The organism is Shewanella hanedai, from assembly GCF_007197645.1.
Classification (GTDB): Bacteria; Pseudomonadota; Gammaproteobacteria; order Enterobacterales; family Shewanellaceae; genus Shewanella; species Shewanella hanedai.
This window is the reverse complement of record NZ_VKGK01000002.1, coordinates 194222-217259: the sequence shown is the minus strand read 5'-3', so window position 1 is coordinate 217259 and position 23038 is coordinate 194222. Positions and strand designations below refer to the sequence as shown.

Genomic DNA, 23038 nt, shown 5'->3' with positions numbered 1-23038 from the left:
ATTCACCTATCTTCCTGATACTATATATCAATTGATATTTATATTGAATTTTATAGCTCTGGCAGGCAGATGCCCGAGTGCGTTGTGTTACTCAAGGGTCAACAATGAAACCGACTGAGCCGGATCTTCAACTGAAGTCACCGATACAGAAAAACTATAACCGCGCTGTTTTTTATACCTATATTGGTGTGATCATCATGTCTTTGATCACGGCTTGGTTTTTCTTTGAGCGTGAAAAAAATCAGTTGTTGGACAAGAGAGAGGAGCAAGTTGAGCGTCATGTTCTGCAAGTTGATCTGCTATTAGAGTCCAGTATTCGTGCGGTAAAAAGTCTGCGTAACGTTGCTATCGATCATTTAAAGCTCGGTGAATTGGTTCGTACCGACAGATTACCCCAGTATGAAAAGTTTAATGAAAGTGGCCAATATTTTACCTTAGAGCCCAGTTACGCCAAAACCGGTGAGCCTTTTACTAACATGGGTCGCATCACTGGTGCGGGTTCGCTTAATGGGCGCAGTGATAAATTCTATCAAGAGCTTGAGATGTTGTTCGAGCTGTCACTCTCTTTCCCTGTTGCGACTGAAGCAGCACCCAAAGCCTCCTCTATCTACTACATCTCAAAACGCAGGATCATGTCTTATTATCCTTGGCCTGCTGATGAACAACGATTTCGTGAAGAACTACTCAATAAAAATCAATTTCAGTTAGCGACTCCAGCAATGAACCCACAACGTAGTGTGTTTTGGAGCCCTGCCTATGTCGATCCCAATAATAAAGAGCTGCTAACCACCTTGGGTGTGCCTATCTACCTACAAGATGAGTTTATCGGTTCGATTAATTTGGACATGACTCTGTCATCGCTTGCGAGACAGATTCGTCTCTATTTTAAGATGCCTGGCACGGTGATTCTGCTGGATCAAAAGAACAATATTCTCTCCCATAGTGGTGATGACAGTACCGATATGGGACGCGTCTATCATATCAGCCAGAAGATCCCTTCTGAGCTGCATTCACTGCCCGAGTCTGAACTGTTCGATGCCCATGAAGGGGTAATTCGTAACGGTTACTATATCAATTCAGTGGCTTTGCAGAATGTGCCTTGGCGCCTCCTATATCTGCAAAGAGAAGATGCGCTGTTTAAAGACTCGTGGGAAAAGTTGGAGCTGACGTTTATTTTAGTGGTATTGGCCTTGTCTATATTGGTGACCATTGTTCACTGGCAGACTCGTCGTTCCTTCGTCAACCCCGCATCTCAACTGCTGACTCACCTTGAGGGGTGCTCACAAGCACCAAGAAAACCGCCTGAGAAGATGACTTTAGGTTGGGAGCCTTGGTTTCAACTCGTGAGTCGAATTTTTGAAGAGAACCAGCAGTATACTCGTCACCTTGCCGAGCAAAATCGTCGTCTAGATAAATTGGTGGCAAGGCGTACTGAGCGACTTAAAGAGACCACTGAACGTCGTGAGCGCGAATATGCTCTATTACGTTCATTGCTCGACTCCATTCCTGAAGCGATTGTATTTAAAGACCGAGAAGGTAAATACCTCGGCTGTAACAAGTCTGCCGAGCGGATGTTGGGTTATACCGAAAGCGAGATGATCGGTCAGGAGAGCATCAAGCTCACCTCCGAAGAGCAATCAGTGCGGATCAAAGCAGAAGATGAACGCGTTCTGTCTGAACGTACGCCATTGCGTTATCAAGAGAAGGTCGAGTTAGCGGGTAAACCTGTTCTGTTAGATACCCTCAAAATACCGTTTTATAATCGCAGAGGTGAACTACTCGGCTTGATTGCGGTATGGCGTGATGTGACGCGTGAGTATGAATCTGCCGAGCAATTAAGGCTGTCAGAAGAGCGTTATCACTTGGCGATGGACGCCGTTGAAGATGGCTTGTGGGATTGGTATCTCGACTCGGAACAGATCATCTGTAATCCGGCTTACTACTCAATGCTCGGTTATAAAAGTAATGAGTTTCCGGCATTAGTATCAACCATAGACTCACTGATCCACCCTGACGATCGTATTCGTGTTGAAGAGTATCGTGAGGAGTACTTGTCAGATCCTATTGGCGCATTCGACATCGAATTTAGAATGAAGGGCAAGAGTGGTGAATACCATTGGCTACTGTCCCGTGGACGAGTAGTCGAGTTTACCGCCAATAATGAACCTAAGCGTATGGTGGGCACCCATAAGGATATTACTCGCCATAAGAGTAACGAAGTGGTGATGCTTGAGGCCAAACAGGACGCAGAATCAGCGAACCTGTATAAGAGTGAATTCCTGGCGAACATGAGCCACGAGATCCGTACGCCGATGAACGCCATTATTGGTATGTTACAGCTAGCACAACGTACCTCGTTGACTCCACAACAAGAGGATTATCTGGATAAGGCGGGTTTCTCGGCTCAGTCACTGCTTAGAATCATCAATGACATTCTTGATTTCTCTAAAATTGAAGCGGGTAAGTTGGAGCTAGAACGTGTCTCCTTCCCGTTAGATAAAGTGCTTGATCATGCTTTGGATCTTAACGCGTTAAAAGCCCAAGAGAAGGGCGTTGAACTGCTGCTTTATGCCCCCGTTACTGCAGGTTTGATTCTAGAAGGCGACCCTTTGCGTCTGGGTCAGGTGCTGATCAACATGCTCTCCAATGCCGTTAAATTTACCCAAAGTGGTGAAATTGAGTTGGGATGTGAAGATGTCGGAGAGCGAGATCATCGCATTACGCTGAAGTTTTGGGTGCGCGATACCGGTATTGGTATCAGTAAAGAGCAGCAGGAAAGCTTGTTCGATGCCTTTGCTCAGGCCGATGGTTCGACGACGCGCAAGTACGGCGGTACAGGTCTAGGGCTTTCTATCAGTAAACACTTAGTGTCAATGATGGGTGGCACCATGCAAGTGCAAAGTGAGATGGGAGAAGGAAGTACCTTCAGTTTTACCATTAGCTTTGAGATCGCCGAAGAAGCTGAAGTTAAACCTATGATTGTGCCTGACAAGTTAGGCAGTCTTAAAACTTTAGTGGTGGACGATAACCCGACTGCATTGCAGATCTATTCGACCATCATGCAAGGGTTCAAATTCGACGTTGATACTGCTGCTAGTGGCTCCGAGGCGATTTATAAACTCAGTAAGAGTTCGGTTGACTTGTTATTGCTCGATTGGATGATGCCAGAGATGGATGGTATCGCCGTGATTGAAGAGTTGGACCGTATGGTAGCCGATGGCCGTCTGGATAAACGGCCAATTATCATCATGATGACGGGTTATGCCGCAGAGCCATTAAAAGAGGATGTGGAGAAGTCAGATATCTACGCCATGCTGCAAAAGCCATTTAAAGCCTCGGCGTTGTTTGATGAAATTATCTCAGCCTTTATCGATAAACCTAAACTGAATCCAGTGAAGGAGTTAATCACAGAGGCCGTGGATGATGAGGTCACTGGGCAAGTATTGCTAGTCGAAGATAACTTTATCAATCAGCAGGTCGCAACTGAGCTGCTAAAAAGCGCGGGCTATGAGGTCGATGTGGCTGATAACGGCCAAATTGCTTTGGATATGATTGAAGAGAAACAGTACGATGCCGTTCTGATGGATATTCAGATGCCAGTTATGGATGGCTTAACAGCGACCAGAGAGTTGCGTAAGCATTACAGTCAGTCTGAACTTCCTGTTATTGCCATGACCGCTCATGCGATGTCGGGTGACAGAGAGAAGAGTCTGTCTGCGGGGATGAATGCGCACATCACTAAGCCAATTGTGCTAAATGAACTGTTTGATACATTAAGCTATTGGATTAAGCAGAAAGATCAGGTGAGCTAGCAACTCAGATTTTCATATCGCCATCAAAGGGGAGTGTTCTTAGGAATATCTCCCCTTTGTTGCTTTAGGAGATAAGGAAATAATAGCACTTGAGACTGAGGTGATTGCTGTTACCATGGAGTATTCAAAATACAGACTTACCTAATGATGTTGCTATTTATTAGGTGGCGCTAACTATCTAACAATACAGCTGAAAACAATAATTTAAAAAAGCTGTGTGACCCTATTCAAGGAGATAAAATGAAGCCCTTTAATATTGCACTGGCAGTTGCCCTTATGTCTGCGCCCGTTGTTAATGTCATTGCAGCACCAGTCAATACCGCCACATTAATCAAAAAGAGTCAGGCGGCTACCGGTTTTACCAATCTTTATTACGCTAATGCCTCAGGGGATCTCTACCTTGAGGTGGACAAACTTAACCAGCCATTTCTATTACTAACCAGCTTACCCCACGGTGTTGGATCCAATGATATTGGACTCGATCGAGGCCAGCTAGGTTACACTCGTTTAGTGCAGTTTGAACGCCATGGTCCTTATCTGATATTGAAACAGCTCAATACTCAGTATCGAGCAAGTAGCGACAATAGTGCAGAGCTGCGAGCTGTAAAAGAGGCTTTCGCTGAATCGGTATTGTGGCGCGGTAAAATTCTGGATGGAAAGCGCGACCTAGTGGCGATCAACGATCTGGTGATTAATGATCTGCACGGGATCTCATCAAGACTTGAAGCAACAGAGCAGGGAAGTTATCAACTGGATGCCGATCGCTCCTTGATCCTTCCAGAAGGGGTTAAGTCTTTCGAGCGTAACAGCGATGTCGATGTACTCCTGTCATTTAACAGTAAAAAAGCCGGTGATCATGTCGCCCAAGTAACACCAGATGCTAATCATTTGTCGGTTCGAGTGCGTTACTCGTTTATTCAGTTACCCGATGAAGGTTACGTTCCACGAGATTACCATCCTATGAGTGGTTACCTCTCAGACGAATATTTGGATTATGGTACGCAGGTGAATGAAGACATTCGTCAACGTCATCTATTGCGTCATCGTCTGCAAAAAGTCACCCCTGGATCAGCGCCTAGTGAGGTGGTGACCCCTATTACATATTATTTGGATCCCGGTGTGCCAGAACCGATCCGCAGCGCTCTGCTCGAAGGCGCGAGCTGGTGGGAGGAGGCGTTTACACAAGCAGGTTTCATCAATGGTTTTAAAGTTGAATTGCTTCCTGAAGATGCCGATCCACAAGATGTACGTTACAACATGATCCAATGGGTGCATCGTGCGACTCGCGGTTGGTCTTATGGCAGCGCAGTGACCGATCCTAGAACAGGCGAGATCATCAAAGGCCATGTCACTTTAGGCAGCCAGCGTGTGCGTCAGGATCATTTGATCGCCCGTGGTTTAACCGCTGGGTGGGAAGACAGAGCCGCTGCAGAAGATGCGGCAATGAAGCTCTCTTTGGATCGCATTCGTCAGCTCTCGGCTCATGAAGTGGGTCACACCTTAGGTTTTGATCATAACTTCGCTGCATCAACAAATGACAATGCCTCTGTGATGGATTATCCCCATCCCAAAATAGCCTTAGTCGATGGCAACATTGATATCTCAGCGCCTTATGACATCGGTGTGGGGGCATGGGATCGCTATATCGTTGAATATGGTTACGGCGAATACACAGATGCAAAAGAAGAATCGGCTCAGTTGCCAGCATTGATAAAGCAGGCGCAAAGTGAAGGGCTACGTTATATCGGCGAAGCAGATTCCCGCGCTAAGAGTGCCAGTAATGCCTATGCGAGTTTGTGGGACAATGGCAGCGATCCCGTAGCTGAACTGGTTCGCTTGGGAGAGGTACGCGCTAAAGCCATCAATGATTTCTCTCAGCTTGCTCTGCTTAAAAACCAGCCCTCTGGTGAGCTGAGTGACATTTTTGTGCCTATCTATCTACTGACCCGTTACCAGATAGAAGCTGCTGCGAAGTTCATTGGTGGCACAGATTACAGTTATGGCGAAGGGGTGGATGGCGAAGCCTGGCACTATTTGGCACCACAACTGCAACTTGATGCGCTAGAAGCATTACTGACGACCTTATCCCCAGAGCAATTGGTGATATCGCAATCTCTGCAGGAAGCCTTGGTGCCTAAGTCGGGCAACTATCGAAACAGTCGTGAGAGTTTTGATTCTGGCTTAGGGGTTATCAACGATCCCTTGGGCATGGCTGAAGTCTTGAGCCGACATACGCTATCGCAGCTGTTTACATCTGAGCGTTTAAACCGTGTTAATCAAGCTTACCTGAATGATAAAGAACAGATTTCGGTGCCTGACTTAGTCGATAAACTGCTCGGCGCCACTTTGTATGAAGATATTCCAACGGGAGCAGAACTCGGTGTTTGGATGCGAGTGAATACCGTTCTTCTTGATGAATTACTGTCTGCCTATCACAACAAGCAAACGCGTCCTGAAGTGAAAGCACAGTTAGCTGGTCGCTTAGCTGCAACACTCAAGCAGTTAAAGCGTAAGGTTAAACGTGTTAGCGCCTATGAGGCTGCACACTTTGCCTGGTTAGCCGAAGGTGTTGAAGAAGGGATGAAGGAGCCTGAATTCAAACTGATATCTGAGCCGTTAACCATGCCACCTGGATCGCCAATCTGATACAGGCATAAATATGATTAAATAAAACACTAGAGCCGAGTAACTCGTCGCTCGACTCTGGTTTCTTTCCTTATCTCTGCGATCTTATAACACTTCATTGCTCACTCTCATTATTCCGCATAAGTTCAACCATCTGTTTATATTGAATTTTACATTATAGGTCATGTAACACTTTGTATGAAATGGGACTCGCACATTCACCGCAGGGCAAATTTGCGTTAAAGTGGTGTTAATAATTTGTGGTCAATAAGATTGGAGTTCTACATGAAGTTGTTAACCAGCGTGACCTTGTCTGCAGTACTTGCCTTTGCATCTACATCAGCTTTGGCTGAGAAGCCTGATTTTTCTAAAACGGCTGCGGCGAAAGCCAGCTATGACTTTTCCAAAAATAAAGCAGCGTCGGGAAATCAGTTAGTTCAGTCATCCAGCCGACACGATTTTTCTAAAACAGCAGCAGCGAGCAATGAATACCAATTTCCAAAAAATCAGCCCGCTCACCTGTACAAGGTCAGTTTGCCTTCAACTCAACATGATTTTTCAAAGACTTCATCCTTAAAGCACGGCTGTTGATTTAACGCGTGTCCCGTCCTGAAATTAAAAGGGGCCAAACATAGCTATGTTTGGCCCCTTTTGAGTTTGTTAGAGTGTTAGTTTTCAGCTTTATCTGCAATGGCACCCAGCCAGTACGCATCGATGACACCGACTAGCCAAGAGATAATTAATGCGAAAGTGGCAATGTTATTATAAAGCGCTTGCTCGGCGGCGGGTTGCTGAGTGATAAGTGGGTAGATGACGCTAAGATCTAACGGGATCTGTCCATTGGCAATCTTATCTGAGATATCTTGGGCTCGCGCAACCGCTTGAACAAGCAGGTAAACTAAGGCCCCGAGAGTGACAGTTGAGAGTAACGTGCCCGTGTTATAGCGCTTTAGATAAAAATGACCACCGCCGGGACAGACAAAAGCGGAGATAAGGGCGGCTTTCATTGCTTTATTCATAGGGTTTCCATTTTCATGCTCAGTTATTACTGAGCAGCTATCAATCAGTTGTAATAATAAGACCCAGTGGTGCTAGCAGTAGCTCTTGCTGCCACTGGTTTATCATCACCCCTTCAAGCTTTACATTACGAGGGTCAAGCCCATCAAGTTCAATACGGCATAAGTTACAGCCCGATAATTCAAATGTGCCCCATTGCGATTGGGAAAAGTCACCACCGCTGAGATCAGAGCCCTTCATCGAAGACCCTAATAAGTTAGCCCCACGCCAGCGATTGTCCATCAGTTCACATTTTTCCAGCAGTGCCCCTTCGAAGTTAGCGTAAGCCAGATTGCAGGCGGTAATGTAGGCCGAGCAGAAGAAGGTTTTGTGGGTGATATGGTTGGCAAAACTGGCGCGGCCAAAATCGGCTCCCTGCAGGTTACACTCCCGAAGCTCAATGCCAAAACACTTAGCGCCAGTGAAGCTGGCCATGCTCAAGTTGCACTGTTTAAAGCTGGTGTTGGTTAAGGTGGCGTAGTTAAACCGACAACCTTGGTCATCGCCTTGTTCGACGAATTTACATTGAATAAAACTGGCATCACTTAGATCCGCGCGGCCAAAGTCACAGCGATAAAACTGACAGTCTTCAAAGATAGCATCTTGCAGATCGTCTTCGCTGAAGCTAGTGTCTATGAATACTTGATGACTGGCCTGCATACTATTTCCTTGCTGAATTGACGATTGTTGGCTGGTGGATATTTTTATGCCAATGATGGTTCGGTTTTTACAGGTTCAGAGATCTTCGTTGCCAATATATAACAGGCGATGCCGAGTGCGGTATTGGTAATTGGCAGTGCCAGTAGCAAGCCTTTTACGCCGCCTAAATATGAGCCTAAAGCGGCCAATGGCAGCATGACTAAGAACAGACGACACAGATTCAATACCAGTGAGCACATGGGTCTGTGATAAGCATTAAGTGAGGTGGCCAACAAAATCACCACGCCCAATGGGCCATAAGCCACTGGCAGCATAATAATATAAAAGGTTAACCACTCAACTACCTGAGGATCGCTGCTGAAAAGCTGGGCAATGGTACCAGCAAAGAAATACAGCGGCAGATAGAGCAAGGTTTGAAAAATCAGTACAAATTTAAGCGATAACAACAGAGCTTCACGGGCTCTGTCAGTTTGACCGGCCCCTAAATTTTGCGCGATAAAAGGCACTAAGCTGGACGAAAGGGCCATCACAACCACCAACAGTACCGACTCTAAACGTGTTCCGGCGCCAAACGCTGCCACAGCACCGTGGTCGATACGGGCTAGCATGGCCATAATCATGGCATTGGCCAGTGGATTCATCAGGTTCATCAAGGCCGCTGGCTGAGCAATATGGGCGAGCTTTTTCCAGTTATGTCGAAGTCGAGTGATATTGAAGCCAGCAAACTCCACCAGATGGCGTTTAAATATCAACAGATAACCCGATAGCGACAGGGCGACCATCCAAGAGATCACCGTGGCAATCGCCGCGCCTTCTATCTCTAAGCGAGGAAACGGCCCTATGCCGAAAATAAGCAGAGGATCTAAAATCAAATTGATCAGTGCCGCTAGCATCATGATTTTAGCGGGTGACTTAGTATCGCCAGTGGCACGTAGGCCTTGGTTGCCCACCATTAACATCACTAATAAGGGCGCACCGAAATACCAAATGAACATATAGTCATGGATTAACGGCAGACTTGAGTCATTAGCCCCAAGTAGGCTAAACAGCGGCTCGATACACAGACTGCCCAGCAAGGAGATAAACCCGGTTAAGATAAAGGTCAGCAATAAAGAGTCGTGCAGGAACACCTTAGCTTTAGGGGCTTGTCCGCTACCGATAAGTCGGCCTAAATTGGTCGAGACTCCGGCGCCTATGCCAATCGCGATGCTTGAAATGACCAAAGTAACAGGAAAAGTAAAGCTAATCGCCGCGAGAGATTCAGTGCCTAATTGACTGATAAAAAACGTGTCGACGAGACTGAACCCCAGAATGGTTAACACACCAATCAGGTTCGGTAGGCTCATATTTAGCAGTACACGACCAATTGGCTGAGTAAGCAGCCCGTGTCTGTCTCTCATGGGAAAGTTTTGCCTTATTACTGAAGGAGGGCAATTCTATCAGGATTGACCTCGCATTTATAAAGCCAAGTTAAAAAAAATGGACTTTTTTTTGTAAAGCCCTTGGTTCTGAACCAGATCACCCCCATATATCGAACGTCAAGCAGTAAAAAGTTGACTTAATTTTATTTACTGTATTTATTATACTTGCCAACCTTTGTTGGGCTAAAAAATCATTAGGAGCATCCATAGATGAATATTCGTCCATTACATGATCGTGTCATAGTTAAGCGTTCTGAAGTTGAATCAAAGTCAGCGGGTGGGATTGTACTTACCGGTAGTGCTGCTGAGCAATCAACTCGTGGTGAAGTTCTTGCAGTAGGCAATGGCCGAATTCTTGAAAATGGTTCAGTACAACCACTTGACGTTAAAGTGGGCGACATCGTTATCTTCAACGAAGGTTACGGCGTTAAGAAAGAAAAAATTGATGGTGAAGAAGTTCTGATTCTTTCAGAATCTGATCTAATGGCTGTAGTGAGCTAAATCACTTCGTTTAGAGACTTTTCCAATGCCTGGGGTGGTCAACGCCGCAGGTAATTAAAAAAAGAATTAAAGGACAATCAAAGATGGCAGCTAAAGACGTATTATTTGGTAACGATGCACGTGTAAAAATGCTTGCAGGCGTTAACGTACTCGCAAACGCAGTTAAAGTAACCTTAGGCCCAAAAGGTCGTAACGTAGTATTAGACAAGAGCTTCGGTGCTCCGCTAATCACTAAAGATGGTGTATCTGTCGCTAAAGAGATCGAACTTGCAGACAAGTTCGAAAACATGGGCGCACAGATGGTTAAAGAAGTTGCTTCTAAAGCCAATGACGCAGCGGGTGACGGTACAACTACTGCTACCGTACTTGCTCAAGCTATCGTAACTGAAGGCCTAAAAGCTGTTGCTGCTGGCATGAACCCAATGGATCTTAAGCGCGGCATCGACAAAGCGGTTATCGCTGCAGTTGCTGAGCTTAAAAAACTATCTCAAGAGTGTTCAGAGTCTAAAGCCATTGCACAAGTTGCGACTATTTCAGCTAACTCTGACGAATCAATCGGCGAAATCATTGCAACTGCAATGGAAAAAGTCGGTAAAGCTGGCGTGATCACTGTAGAAGAAGGTCAAGCACTTGAAAACGAACTAGACGTCGTTGAAGGTATGCAGTTTGACCGTGGTTACCTATCTCCATACTTCATCAACAAGCCTGAGACCAGTAGCGTAGAGCTAGAAAGTCCATTCATCCTACTTGTTGATAAGAAAATTTCTAACATCCGCGAATTGCTACCTATCCTTGAAGGTCTAGCTAAAACAGGTAAGCCACTGCTTATCGTTGCAGAAGACGTTGAAGGCGAAGCACTAGCGACGCTAGTTGTGAACAACATGCGCGGTATCGTTAAAGTCGCAGCTGTTAAAGCACCTGGTTTCGGTGATCGTCGTAAAGCGATGCTACAAGATATCGCAATCTTAACTGGCGGTACTGTTATCGCTGAAGAGATTGGTCTAGAACTTGAAAAAGCCACGCTAGAAGATCTTGGTACTGCTAAGCGCGTTATCATCACTAAAGATGACACTACAATCATCGACGGTACTGGTGAGCAAGAGCAGATCCAATCACGTGTTGCACAAATCAAGCTTCAAGCTGATGAATCAACATCTGACTATGACAAAGAGAAGCTTCAAGAGCGTATGGCTAAACTTGCTGGCGGCGTAGCTGTTATCAAAGTTGGCGCAGCCACTGAAGTTGAAATGAAAGAGAAGAAAGCCCGTGTAGAAGATGCATTACACGCGACTCGCGCTGCTGTTGAAGAGGGTGTGGTTGCTGGTGGTGGTGTTGCACTGGTACGTGTTGCTAGCAAGATTGGTGATGTTGAGGTTATCAATGAAGACCAGAAGCACGGTGTGATTATCGCACTACGCGCTATGGAAGCACCACTTCGTCAAATCGCGACTAACGCGGGTGAAGAAGGTTCAGTTGTTGCTAACAACGTTAAAATCGGTACTGGTAACTACGGTTACAATGCAGGTAACGACACATACGGTGACATGCTAGAGATGGGTATCCTAGACCCAACTAAAGTAACCCGTTGTGCACTACAGTTCGCAGCATCTATTGCAGGCCTAATGATCACAACCGAAGCAATGGTTGGTGATGCACCACAAGAAGATGGCGCTGGTGATATGGGCGGCATGGGTGGCGGTATGGGCGGTATGGGTGGAATGGGCGGCATGATGTAATTTTACTAGCCTAAATCGGTGATAACTGTGTTGCTTCACCACTCGTTTAAGAAAGCTAAACGTCGTGGTAAAGCGCCTTGTTCTAACTCGATTTATACTGCGTAAAATGCATTGCTGGTCTATAGCCTAAAAGCTTAAAGCCAAATGAATGAAAGCCCCGATACTTAACAGTATCGGGGCTTTTTGCTTTTAGGAGATAGTGGTTGCGCTCCTTTGCCGCTCTTAATAGTTGAGAGCTCAAAAGACTACACGTCGCGCCAAAAAGCCTTGCTCTAAAGCGATTTATCCTACGTAAAAACGTCTACCCCATAGGCCTGAGCTCTTGGTTGAAAGATAAGAACAACACCTAAAAAGAAAACCCGAGACTGGAAACCGTGTCGGGTTTTTAATGGCTAATCGCTTTACAAAAGCTAGAACTTTTCGTTCAAGATTAGTGAGGTGATGATAAGGTTACTTTCTGCTATTTTTTACTTCCTTAAAAAATGCAGCCAAATCTTCGATGTCTTGATTTAGTTCGTCAATGTCAGGCATAGGCACTACACCTGCATTAGCTGGGTTATCGTGGGCATCAAGGAAGCAACAACATTTGTCATAGATGGCAGTAATAAAAGCTATTTCTGACTCGCTAATTTTCAACAGCTTAGCGATCATCGTTACTCGGACATCTCTACTGAAACGTTGAACAATATCGCCAATTAGCCACTCTTCAATGAGTCGCTCTAAAGTGGTTCGCAACTTCCCATAGACGTATCTAGCTTTCTCTTTATAGTCTTCCTCTATGAAGTTCTCTAAATCTTTACAGTATGCTCTTAGAACATCAACTTGCTGACGTAGGGAAGCTATTCGTTCTCTTGTGGACGTTACATCCCATGGTAGACGGCCAACAGGGAAACCAGAATATGGGCCTCTCTTAGCAATATGTAATAAGTTAAACGAAGTCTCTGTTGCTGCTTCTCTCAACATGACTAGAAATGGTAAATCGTGCGTTAATACAATTACCTGACGGTGCAGAGATTCTACGGCTATCCGTTTTGCAAACAACCTACGCCATTTGTGGTCTAGTGAGTTTACAGGGTCATCAAAGATAATTGCTGACTTACGATTATCGATTGTTAACTCGGACATAAAGCCTGCCAAGGCAATACATTTTTGTTCACCCTCACTGGCTATATCTGAGATCTTTGTAGAGGTTATATTCGAAATAGCCAACTTCAACTTCTGCTCACCTGCTGAACCACGAGTTTTAGTTTCGACAGGAAAAGATTTAAAACCTAATACTGACAACTCGCTTTCAAATACACCTTTTAACTGACCTATTGCACCTGCATTACTAAGTACAGATGTAAACGAAGTTACTCTCGTGAGTACAACACTAGCTATAGCATTTTGAAACATCTGAAAAGTGTAAAGTCTGTTGATCTCATTTAAGACGGATTGTTTTTGTTGGCGTATTGTTTGTCTATCCTGTAACTCCAGCAGTCGTGAGTTCTTTTCTGCAAGCGATCTAGCTAATGAACCATCATCGGCCACGCTTTCAATCTTAGCTTTGAGAGAATCCAACTGTGCTTTCAACCAGCTTGGTACACTAAGAATTAGCGGCGGCTGGATAAAACATGGAGTGGTAGCTAGGACAGATTCTCTGCGCTTGGTTAGTTGGCCCATCAGTTCGCCTAAAGCGGCCATCACTTCAGGTTTTATGGCTTCGATTTCAGTTAGAATTCCAGCGAAGGGTGATAAATCGAAAGATAGGTTTTGAATAAACTGTATACGAGCTTGATATGCTTGAGTTGCTTTTTGAGCTTCAACTTGAGACTGATCTTGTAAGTAATTGTGGAATGCCTTCATACGTTCAGCTGTTGCAGTATCTATAACCTGTAAACAAGTCGGGCAATTCTCACCTGCAACTGGAGGGAAGGAACCATTTTGACTAGTTATAAAACCTTCAACATGCCTCCACATTTGTTTCCAAACTTCAGCACCAATTCCCCCAATAGGTAAACCTGTGAGAGTCGTTCTCCTTATGGTTTCTGCCGCAGCGACTTTGGATTTCTGTTCATCATACAATCGTCCTATTTCGCTTAAGTTGCCGTCACTAAGCTGAAATACCAAATTATTAATGAATTTATATAGGGGTTCTCGATGACCGTACTTACCTGCAAGTTCCTTTTTTAATTGATCTGGCGTTTTACCTGTTAACTCGACAATTTCTAGCTTTAAGGGTTCTATTTGAGCTATTTCTTCATCTGTTGCACAGTGAGAGTCTAAAGTTGTTGTTGATTCTGCAATAGGCAAATTATTTAGTGACTGTACAAACGCATTAACTTTAGTCGATGGGTTATATCCAAATATTGGGTGCGGTGCTGAATGATGCTTCTGTTCACCTAAAAGTCTTCTTTTCACCTCAAGACAAACACTTACTAGCTCATCAAGTAACTTGAGTTCTGCTGGTTTGTACTCAACGCTATCTTCTTTGGATATGTAATGTACTGCTGACTTAGAATCAAAAATACGAATGGACTTTAACTCTGGACTTTCATCACCATCCTTTTCCCAAATAAAGGGGGTAGGTGCGCTACCTGCTGTACTAAAACTCAGTGTAGCTTGAGGATTTTCAGTTGATGGTTTGAAAACATTTGTAAGAATATTAGGGACATCGCCACGAGTTAGACACGCGCTTTTTAGGATTTTTGCATAGCTAGATTTACCTGCACCATTGTCCCCATAGACGACTGTTAAACCATTAGGGTCGAAGTTTAGGTTTTGGTCTGGTACAAGAGATGAAACGTTCCGAACCATACCGAGAGAAAGTAGATTTATAGGGTGTTCTTCAACACCGAACCCCATTACTCCCACTGGTGATATATTTGATGGGTAGATCTCATCTTTTTGTAAGAGTCCAAACTCCATCTTTGCAAGGTTATATAAGACATCAACAAATTCAGGTTTGATCTCTCCATGACCTAAAGCTAAGCGTATAGCGTGACGCCACCAAAGTGGCTTTCCGTCTTGGTTTACCCATTCTACAACCTGTGCAACTTGTGACATTTTCAAAAGCCTATTTAAATTATGAGATAACGGGGCAGAACCCTTTACCTGAAAGTTAGTAGATCAACCCAGTTCCCCAACCACACTCTTGGCAGCTTAAGGTGTAGGTCTCTTTGCTTTTCTTCACTCTGGTATTCTTACTGCTGCACTGTGGGCAGGCTTGTTTCATCGGCGTGTTTTTAGTGCATTGATTGCAATGTATGTAATAGCCGAATTTGCCATACATTGGGCTGTAATTCGTTGATTCTCCGCAATGTTTACAGCGTAAAGTGATTTGAGTTGTTTGTTTGTTATTTAGAGCTTGTAGGTTGACTTGAGTTTTTTTTGGGGGGGGGCGCCTCATTCTTCATGGCGGCGATGATTGGTGCAGGTTTAGTGGATGCTGTTTTAGGTGCGATATGCTGCTCAATTAAAAACACGCCGATAGAGTCTAGCTCTGCGGGATTGAAGTCTGGGCGGGTATCGGTGAAGTTGACTACGCGTAAAAACTTATTCTTTAAGTTCATTATCTTGTTGAGCTTTTCTACTAGAAACTCCGACTTTACTAGTTTGTCTGAGACCGCTGCCGACATAGTTTTTCTGTCGATAACGGCATCGCTGGAGATGGCGCAGAGTTGATCCCAACAGCGCATGTTGAATCCCTGCTGTTTTATACCGAGTAACTTACTTAATATCTCGCTTTTATGTGCGCGTAGTAGCTCTTTTAATAAAGCCTGTTGCAACTCCACTTGTTTGATGGGCGATGCCATTCCTTGCCACTGACTGCTATGACTTCTAGTCCATTCACCTTGTTTGTTAACTTTGACATGTCCTTTAATGCTTTTTGATTCGATCAACACAAAGCCGTAAGGGTAGATAATCAGGTGGTCAATCTGGGCTATTTCATCGTTAAAAGTGAACTTAAAGTCATTGATGACCAGCACTTGCTTATGGTCTTTGTAGGCTCGACGTAAAAAGAAGGCAACGTTCTGCTCCTGTTTTTGACCTGCCACAGTTTGCGGTGTTTTGGTATTTTGAAGTCGCTTCGTCTTGAGAATCATTTATCAACAGCATCCATTCAACTGCTTTAACTCTCTCGGTTAGCGAGGGCTAGCAGCTTGATAATAATTGAACGTATTTTATCTGGCCTTTGTGTAAAAAAGCTACTGAAATAAATGAGTTTTAGCTTGGGTTAACTGTTACCTGTTTAGCTATTGAATCAATATACCTAGTTATGTATTTTATAAAGATATGGCTGCCCTGTCTTTCTTGAACTTAAATTGGCTGAGCCATATTTAATAACTTCATCTCTCATCAGCCTGAATATAAACATAAAACCCCCTACTTATTGCTAAGTAGGGGGTTTAGTTTAATCACAGCGTTTAAGCTAACTTGGTTTAGAGTCGTTTAAATTACTGAGCTTTAGCCGCACAGTTGAACTCTCCGTTGTAGTCAAAGTTAAAGTGGAACTTAGTAAAGCCTTCAGAGCCCGCTTTAGTGCCTTCTTCTTTATCTGTAGAAAGGCCAGTGATTCCATTGTCAACACAACGGAAAGCTTCATCAAGTGTTGCCGATGTAAACCAAACGCTCTTAGTATTTGGTGCTACAAGTTGGAACACTTCAGCATTAGGGAATGCCAATGAAGCATCGCCTTGGTTCTCAGCTAGAGAATCTTCTAGGTAGAATTGCACTAACTCACGGTTATTAAATGCAGCTTCTTCTTTAACTAGAACAGCTTTATCTACACCTGGCATGCTCTTATTAGATGCACGGTAGTTGTTAGTGATGACATAAATTTCAGCATCGTCAGCAATTTCAACGCCGTTATAGGTCAGGTTTGTTACCTGCTTATTCTCTGTCACGTCATGCTCAAAGCCATTAATATTGATGTACTTTGATTCATTTTCAACGTTAACAGTGTACTTAAGTAAGCCTTCACCTGATTGGCTAAAGCCACCAAAGAATACGTCAAAGTTATAACCAGGGAATGATTCATTTAGGAATCGTTCGCCAGCTGCTAAAGGTAGGCTGTTGTAGGCATTCGAGTTAACCCACTCAATCCAGTTCTTCATATCAGAACCAGTCATCTTTAACACTGCTGGTGTATTGTTATCAAACACATAGATATCAGCAACAGATGCGTTAGTTAACTCACCTTCTTGAATGTTAGTGAAATCTTGTGGACCATTACGACCAGACTTAAATGGCGCAGAAACAGACAAGAAGATAGCGTCTTGAGATGCATTGGCAAATTCACCTGCTTCTTTCCACTTTATTAACTGATGCAGTTGGGCTTCGTTAACGACCTGAATAGACAAATCAGGTACCACTTGTGGGAAGAAACTGTTCATGTTCACATCGATTGAAGCAATAGAGGTAGACATGTAATCAATCGTGCCTTGATGCTCATCTGCCACTAAATCTTCGATGATTTGGTCTGAGCCGTTTGGTACTAGTGAACGCAGCTCTGAAGTTGATTTAGTATGGTCAACAGCCCAGCTTTTTCCGTCATCTTTAGTTGTTAGCGTTAAATCAATAACGCCTAACTTAGCACCCCAGAAACCTGGCATAACAGCTGGAACACCATTAATTAATCCAAGCTTTGCATCTACACCTTCAATTTCACCGTATTCACCCGTTGTATTTGGGAACTCACGATGGTCATGGCCAAACATGATTGCATCAATATCATCTACATAGGCAAGGTGTAATGTTGCGTTTTCAGCAAACTCATTGTCATTATCATTTAAGCCTGAGTGAGGAATGGCAACAATAATGTCTGCGCCTTCTGCTTTCATTTTAGGCACATAATGTTCAGCTGTTTTCTTGATATCAGACACCATGACATTACATTTTAGTAATGATGCATCCCAACCCATAATATTTGGTGGGGTAAAGCCAATGACACCGACTTTAATGGTGTGGTAATCACCGTTACTGCTTTGGAATTCACGATCTAAGATCACGTATGGCTGATATCTGTGTTCAGCTGTGTCATAGAACTCTTCAGTGATGCGAACTTCACACTCTTCAGCTGCATTGCTGACTTTCTCTAGCGAGTTATCAACTTTCCATACGTTGGCACTCACATACGGGAATTTTGAACCTTTAAGTGACTCATCAAGGAACTCAAGACCGTAGTTAAATTCATGGTTACCTAAGTTAGCGGCATCGTATTGCAATTGGTTCATTGCTTTGTAAACAGGATGGGTATTCTCTTTAACGTGCTCAGTACCAAGCGAAGCCATATAGTCGCCCATCGGGCTACCTTGGATCAAATCGCCATTATCAAACAGCATGCTATTTTGAACTTCATCACGTGTCGCTTCGATAACCAAAGAGGTACGTGCTAAGCCCCATTCAGGTAACTTGGTTTCGTTGGCTTCTTTGCTGACAAAGTAGTTGTATGGCATTACGTTTGTATGGATGTCAGTGGTTTCCATCAAACGAACGCTGATAGTGCTATTGTTCACGTTATCATTGTTGTCTGATGAGCTGTTACAACCCACTAATGCTGCAGCAATGCTTGAGACAAGCAGAAGCTTTTTAGTACTCAATTTCATGTTCACTCCAAAACCATTTTATTATTTTTTATTAAAGTCATCATCACTTAAGATCCCGGTAGTGAACTCTTAAATGAAGTAGGGAATATCAAGCTGTAATGCTTAATATCAATAAATTCGCAGGCAAATTAAATAAAAAAAGTAACGAAGTAAAGTGAACAATGTATTTCTTAAAATAGCCGTTAACAATTAAAATGAAGAAGAAATTAACAGTAAAAGGAAATTAAGTAATAAAATTAAAAAATGTAATAAATATAAAGGTATAACAGACGGTGAATAATCAAATCTAGCCATATTTTTCAGCTCAAGCCCAACTACAACTACACAACCAAACATCGTTTAGTTACACAAAAATAAAACCTTTAGTTATTTTTTGTCACAATGGTTGCGATTGCGTTCATAAGTAAACGTCATATAAACATACATGCAAAATCAAAACATAGTTCATAAAATAGAACGCTAAAATTAAATCAGCATTTAAACTAATTAGAAACAATAAACTAGCTCACGACACGATTAGGCTATTACTATTAATCGCTGTGGTTTGGTAATATTTATATCTTAGCAAAGCACGTCTTGAACACTGATCTCCTGAATTAGTTAGTAATGATATATCTTGTTGATATTTAATGATCTAAATAGAACAATTTTGACTAAAAACTAAAATTAAGTGCTGTTTTTTACTACAGAAATATTTTTTATTAATATAATTTCCTACACTAAATAAAGCGGTATTAGTAACGTGATGGAAACATACTTAGAACAACTGCAACATGATGCATAACCCGTGAAGAGAAGCGGAGGAGTACCTCTGAGAATTCAGCTAAGACACTAAACAAACGAATCATCACTATTATTAATAGCGCTCTGATTCTTAGGGGGCATTTTGAGCTAATGGCTAAATCTATTGCATAGTGTAACAAGTGACACTTTTGGAGCGTTTCTCGGCTTAGCCAACCGAAAGGTGTACGAAGTTACACTTTGTTGTTGAGAATTGAGCATTCAAATAAGCTGGGTAAGAGTAAGTTTTATCCGTTCCCAAGTTGTAGCACTCTAGCGATCGTTGTCTGTCCACCGAGTGCTTGCTGAATAAAGAGTCTTCTATTAACCTGCTCACAATTGACCTGTCAGCTGATTGTCCTTAGAAGACAATGAACAATCGATTCTCTCTACTTGTTTATTTGCTTAAGTAGAGTTCAGCGACCTCTTTTTTTGAAAAAGCCCGTATTGTCATCAAAAGCTGTGTCTGATTGATGTCGGTTAAATAGTCTACATTTTTAGGTGACTCTCCGATGATTTCAAATTTGTCTGCGTCCAGAGCATATGACCACAATTGAAAATCATCATTGATACCATAAATGACACCGTCTTCTACCACGAATCGCTTACCACTTCCTTGGTCATCTAGCGCTTGAATAAGCTCATCTTCAACAGCTCCTGAACGCCAGAATCGTTCCATGTGATCGAGGTAGATGAGTTGACCATTATCATCTTTTGTTGCCCAAGAAACCGGTTTGTCATTAATCATGCGTATGGCGGAATTAGTTAAATTAAGCTCTACAGATTTTAATATCCCTTTGATACGTATATGCATCAAAGCGGTGTGCTTTTGGCTGTCCCATTGAAAAAGACGTACAACAGGGTATTCCAATGGCAAGGTTTTATGATTTGAATCCAGGTCAATTTGAGTCAGCATGTCGTTGGCATTCACTAAAAGGCTTTGTCCGTCTGCAGCCCACTCCATGCCAAAGATGTATGTATCCATAGGGAAGTGGCTGATCTGTCGTGAACCTTCACCATCGGTGATCCACACTTGCTCTTCGCCCGAACGCTCTGACTTATAAGCAATTAACTCGCCGCCCGGTTGAAATATTGCATTGTCCTCACCAGCTGTTGAACGCTCTAAAATAGTGAGTTCTTTGTCTTGTGATGTCGCAGTTAGTGTATTTGCTATCTGTGAGAGTGACACAGATACAATATCACTATCGTAACGCCCTTTAATCACCACCATTCGATCACCATTAGGATGAAATACGGGTGAGCCTATGGGTTCATCAAGCGGCAAGCTGACCTTACTGATTTGACCTTCGTATGACAGTGTAAAGAGCTGCCTACCAGTACTAAAAACGAGCAGGTTTTCAAAGGGAGAAAAGTTGGGATAGATATGCCTGAATCTTGGTATCTCTTTGGGCTTATTGATTCGATGACTCGATACAAGCTGACCATCAGTGCTAACTATTTCAATGTAATAATGGCCATCATGATGGATTGTTGTGAGAGCAAACAAACCGTCTGTGATTGAATAATCGTAATAGATGATGGTGCCATCATTGATTTCATATATGACTTGGCTTTCATCTTCGCTGACGGAGTAATTGATTAACTTCCAACGATCTGACGCCTTTTGTAATAAAGCGATGTTGTCATTATTCAACCATTTGGGTCTTTGTATTTTTGAATATTTACATTCCATTAATTCATGTAGAGGCTGAGGCGAGTTCAGTGCCTTGTTAAAATCCAAGCTCATGAGTTTGTAACATTTTTTCTGTGTGATCGGTTGACTACAGTCGATAGATTGAACAAAAGCCAGTTTCTGGCCGTCTTCAGAAAAGCTGTGACTGCCATATGTATCTAAGTTCTCGGTTAGCCTAAACTCCTCCTGTGTTTTGGTATCCTTGGCCCAAAGGTTGTTTATACAAAACTCTTCTGAATAACGATGGTAAACAATGTATCGACCGTCAGGCGAATAAATACCAGCACTCTCTTTGTTATCTGTAGCGGTAAGTGCGCGCAGTTCCCCAAAGGATAATTGTGGGGGTTGCTCGGGAGCGAGAGATTGATATCCAACAAAAGTCAGCATGATAATACCGATAATGATGGCCATCGACATTAAACGGGATCTTGAAGATGTTTGAGTTTTTGCTGCGTTTTCTACAGCATTAGGGGCTAACTTGGCGGGGTGATTAATATCGCTATTAGCGTCATCCCCCTCAACACCGATCTCGTCAACACAAATTTCATCAAGGATAGCTTCTTGAGTTTCATTGAGGTTAACCGATTCAGCGTTTGTTGAGTTGGCACTATCATGCCAGCGAACATCACACTCTAAACTGTATCCCTGTTTAGCATGGGTCTTGATATAGACTTGAACTTTTCCATCGTCACCCAGTGCCTTTCTTAATTGGGCAATGCTTCTTTGTAGCGTATTGGTTGAGACTACAGTGCCTTGCCAGACTTTCGCTAACAATTCGTCATGGCTTACTACTTTACCCCGATTTTCAGCCAAGTGGGTGAGCACTGCTAAGGCTTTGGGAGCAAGAGTTTCCGATTGATTATTTTTCGTGATTTGATTTCTGGATAAATCGATAAAAAAATCACCAACCCAGTATTGCTCTGACATATAACCTCTATTTAGGATGAAAGCTGATACTCGAAAGTGACTCTAAACGAAGAAATCACGCTAGCCTATTCCAACTCCTATCCAGCATACCTGCCACACCTATTGAGTACAACTTTGTAACCAACTGATAACAATGGGCTTTTACATTATCATGAAGACGTCAGGTAAAAATCATATTAACTTCAAGTGTTTTAGTTTCAATTGGTTGAATTTAGGACTCTTACTTCATTAACTATCGCGTTAAATGTTTATCGCAAAAAGTAGTGATTGTGAGTCGTTACCTGACCGTGTTTGCCATGACAGGAATACACGGTGGGCTTGGTTATCAAATTGGCAAAAAAGGAATTAAAAATGAAACCAATATCTCTGTTAATTGCACTGTTGCTTGCTGTATTAGCGATGATCAGCAAATGCTATGGCCAAGAAGGCTGGCCAATTTTAGAAGGCCCTTATATGGGGCAAACCCCACCAGGCATGACTGCAGAGCCATTTGCACCAGGTATCATCTCGAAAGATGGATGGGAGCTTGAAGGGGTGTTTGCACCCGGCATGAAAGAGTTTTACTTCACGACTGACAATGGGGATAAGACTCCTGCGGTGGTGATAGGCTTCCGCCAGGAAAACAATATCTGGAAGAAGTACCTAGAGGTTCCACGTATCGGCGAAACGGTATTCTCGCCTGACGGCAAACGCTGGCACATGGCAGAAGGCTACAGGGATCGCATTGGCGATGGTTGGTCAGAGCGTCAAAGCCTTGGGCCAATGTTTGATAAAAAAGACTGGGGCATTATGCGCCTATCTGCCTCCGCCAAGGGCACTTATGTGTTTGACGATTATAAAAGCAAGGATGTCATTCGTATATCGACGCTTAAGGACGGCAAGCGTCAAGCTCCGATACTCATGGACTCAATGGTCAATTCAGGGACGTACACAGCTCACCCTTTTATCGCGCCAGACGAAAGTTACCTCATTTGGGACAGTAAACGTAAAGGCAATTACGGAGACTCAGATCTTTATATCAGTTTTCGACAAAAGGATGGTTCATGGGGCCCAGCTATCAATATGGGCGATAAGGTTAATTCCGATAAATGGGATGCTTACGCGAGTGTTACGCCAGACGGCAAATACCTACTCTTTAATCGACGTATAGATAATGGCACTAATTACGACAACATGGATGTGGATATCTACTGGGTGGATGCAAAGATAATTGAAACTCTAAGACCCAAGCTATAAGCCA

Annotated in this window: 12 protein-coding genes and 1 pseudogene; 6 read left to right on the top strand and 7 right to left on the bottom strand. The window is 43.3% G+C overall.

All coding sequences use genetic code 11. From position 1 onward, the window contains the following. Positions 1-104 precede the first annotated feature (104 nt). From FN961_RS02810 to FN961_RS02800, 3 genes are all read left to right on the top strand, one after another. Positions 105-3812, top strand: coding sequence for a response regulator (locus FN961_RS02810; RefSeq protein WP_143563019.1), 3708 nt, complete (start codon positions 105-107; stop codon positions 3810-3812). 240 nt (positions 3813-4052) lie between these two features. Beyond that, positions 4053-6458, top strand: coding sequence for a zinc-dependent metalloprotease (locus tag FN961_RS02805; protein ID WP_143563018.1), 2406 nt, complete (start codon positions 4053-4055; stop codon positions 6456-6458). Positions 6459-6722: 264 nt separating this feature from the next. Further along, entirely contained in the window at positions 6723-7028 is a 306-nt protein-coding gene (locus FN961_RS02800) for a hypothetical protein (protein WP_143563017.1), read from the top strand. Positions 7029-7105: 77 nt separating this feature from the next. Here FN961_RS02800 and FN961_RS02795 read toward each other — a convergent pair whose 3' ends face one another. From FN961_RS02795 to FN961_RS02785, 3 genes are read right to left on the bottom strand one after another with little or no spacing between them, the layout of a single operon-like run. Further along, positions 7106-7456: a hypothetical protein gene (locus FN961_RS02795; protein WP_143563016.1), complete on the bottom strand. Its 351-nt coding sequence runs from the start codon at positions 7454-7456 to the stop codon at positions 7106-7108. A gap of 40 nt (positions 7457-7496) precedes the next feature. Then, entirely contained in the window at positions 7497-8153 is a 657-nt protein-coding gene (locus FN961_RS02790) for a Qnr family pentapeptide repeat protein (protein WP_143563015.1), read from the bottom strand. Between the two features lie 44 nt (positions 8154-8197). Continuing rightward, positions 8198-9553 carry an MATE family efflux transporter gene (locus tag FN961_RS02785; protein ID WP_143563014.1) on the bottom strand — a complete coding sequence of 452 codons (1356 nt, stop codon included), beginning with the start codon at positions 9551-9553 and terminating at the stop codon, positions 8198-8200. A 231-nt stretch (positions 9554-9784) separates the two neighbouring features. Between FN961_RS02785 and FN961_RS02780 the strand changes: the two genes are divergently transcribed. Together FN961_RS02780 and groL are read left to right on the top strand one after the other, a co-directional pair. Then, positions 9785-10075: a co-chaperone GroES gene (locus FN961_RS02780; protein WP_143563013.1), complete on the top strand. Its 291-nt coding sequence runs from the start codon at positions 9785-9787 to the stop codon at positions 10073-10075. An 83-nt stretch (positions 10076-10158) separates the two neighbouring features. Continuing rightward, positions 10159-11811 (top strand): chaperonin GroEL, encoded by a 1653-nt coding sequence (gene groL, locus FN961_RS02775; protein ID WP_143563012.1) that lies wholly within the window; start codon positions 10159-10161, stop codon positions 11809-11811. A gap of 450 nt (positions 11812-12261) precedes the next feature. Here groL and FN961_RS02770 read toward each other — a convergent pair whose 3' ends face one another. From FN961_RS02770 to FN961_RS02755, 4 genes and pseudogenes are all read right to left on the bottom strand, one after another. Next, the gene (locus FN961_RS02770) at positions 12262-14856 is read right to left on the bottom strand and encodes an AAA family ATPase (protein WP_143563011.1); all 2595 of its coding nucleotides are present in this window, start codon (positions 14854-14856) and stop codon (positions 12262-12264) included. Between the two features lie 55 nt (positions 14857-14911). Next, a pseudogene (locus FN961_RS02765) lies at positions 14912-15896 on the bottom strand (nuclease-related domain-containing protein). A 351-nt stretch (positions 15897-16247) separates the two neighbouring features. After that, positions 16248-18398, bottom strand: coding sequence for a bifunctional 2',3'-cyclic-nucleotide 2'-phosphodiesterase/3'-nucleotidase (locus FN961_RS02760; RefSeq protein WP_143563010.1), 2151 nt, complete (start codon positions 18396-18398; stop codon positions 16248-16250). A gap of 1177 nt (positions 18399-19575) precedes the next feature. Then, on the bottom strand, positions 19576-21798 hold the full coding sequence (locus tag FN961_RS02755; RefSeq protein ID WP_143563009.1) for a winged helix-turn-helix domain-containing protein: 2223 nt from the start codon (positions 21796-21798) through the stop codon (positions 19576-19578). Between the two features lie 351 nt (positions 21799-22149). On the opposite strand from FN961_RS02755, the gene FN961_RS02750 reads away from it, so the two are divergent. Further along, positions 22150-23034, top strand: a complete 885-nt coding sequence (locus tag FN961_RS02750; protein ID WP_143563008.1) for a TolB-like translocation protein — start codon at positions 22150-22152, stop codon at positions 23032-23034. The last annotated feature ends 4 nt before the right edge of the window (positions 23035-23038 follow it).

Bases quoted from the DNA above. Each gene is read 5' to 3' on its own strand.
- FN961_RS02760 (WP_143563010.1), bottom strand. From the start codon at position 18,398: ATGAAATTGAGTACTAAAAAGCTTCTGCTTGTCTCAAGCATTGCTGCA.
- FN961_RS02795 (WP_143563016.1), bottom strand. From the start codon at position 7,456: ATGAATAAAGCAATGAAAGCCGCCCTTATCTCCGCTTTTGTCTGTCCC.
- FN961_RS02750 (WP_143563008.1), top strand. From the start codon at position 22,150: ATGAAACCAATATCTCTGTTAATTGCACTGTTGCTTGCTGTATTAGCG.
- FN961_RS02790 (WP_143563015.1), bottom strand. From the start codon at position 8,153: ATGCAGGCCAGTCATCAAGTATTCATAGACACTAGCTTCAGCGAAGAC.
- groL (WP_143563012.1), top strand. From the start codon at position 10,159: ATGGCAGCTAAAGACGTATTATTTGGTAACGATGCACGTGTAAAAATG.
- FN961_RS02785 (WP_143563014.1), bottom strand. From the start codon at position 9,553: ATGAGAGACAGACACGGGCTGCTTACTCAGCCAATTGGTCGTGTACTG.
- FN961_RS02770 (WP_143563011.1), bottom strand. From the start codon at position 14,856: ATGTCACAAGTTGCACAGGTTGTAGAATGGGTAAACCAAGACGGAAAG.
- FN961_RS02810 (WP_143563019.1), top strand. From the start codon at position 105: ATGAAACCGACTGAGCCGGATCTTCAACTGAAGTCACCGATACAGAAA.
- FN961_RS02755 (WP_143563009.1), bottom strand. From the start codon at position 21,798: ATGTCAGAGCAATACTGGGTTGGTGATTTTTTTATCGATTTATCCAGA.
- FN961_RS02780 (WP_143563013.1), top strand. From the start codon at position 9,785: ATGAATATTCGTCCATTACATGATCGTGTCATAGTTAAGCGTTCTGAA.
- FN961_RS02805 (WP_143563018.1), top strand. From the start codon at position 4,053: ATGAAGCCCTTTAATATTGCACTGGCAGTTGCCCTTATGTCTGCGCCC.
- FN961_RS02800 (WP_143563017.1), top strand. From the start codon at position 6,723: ATGAAGTTGTTAACCAGCGTGACCTTGTCTGCAGTACTTGCCTTTGCA.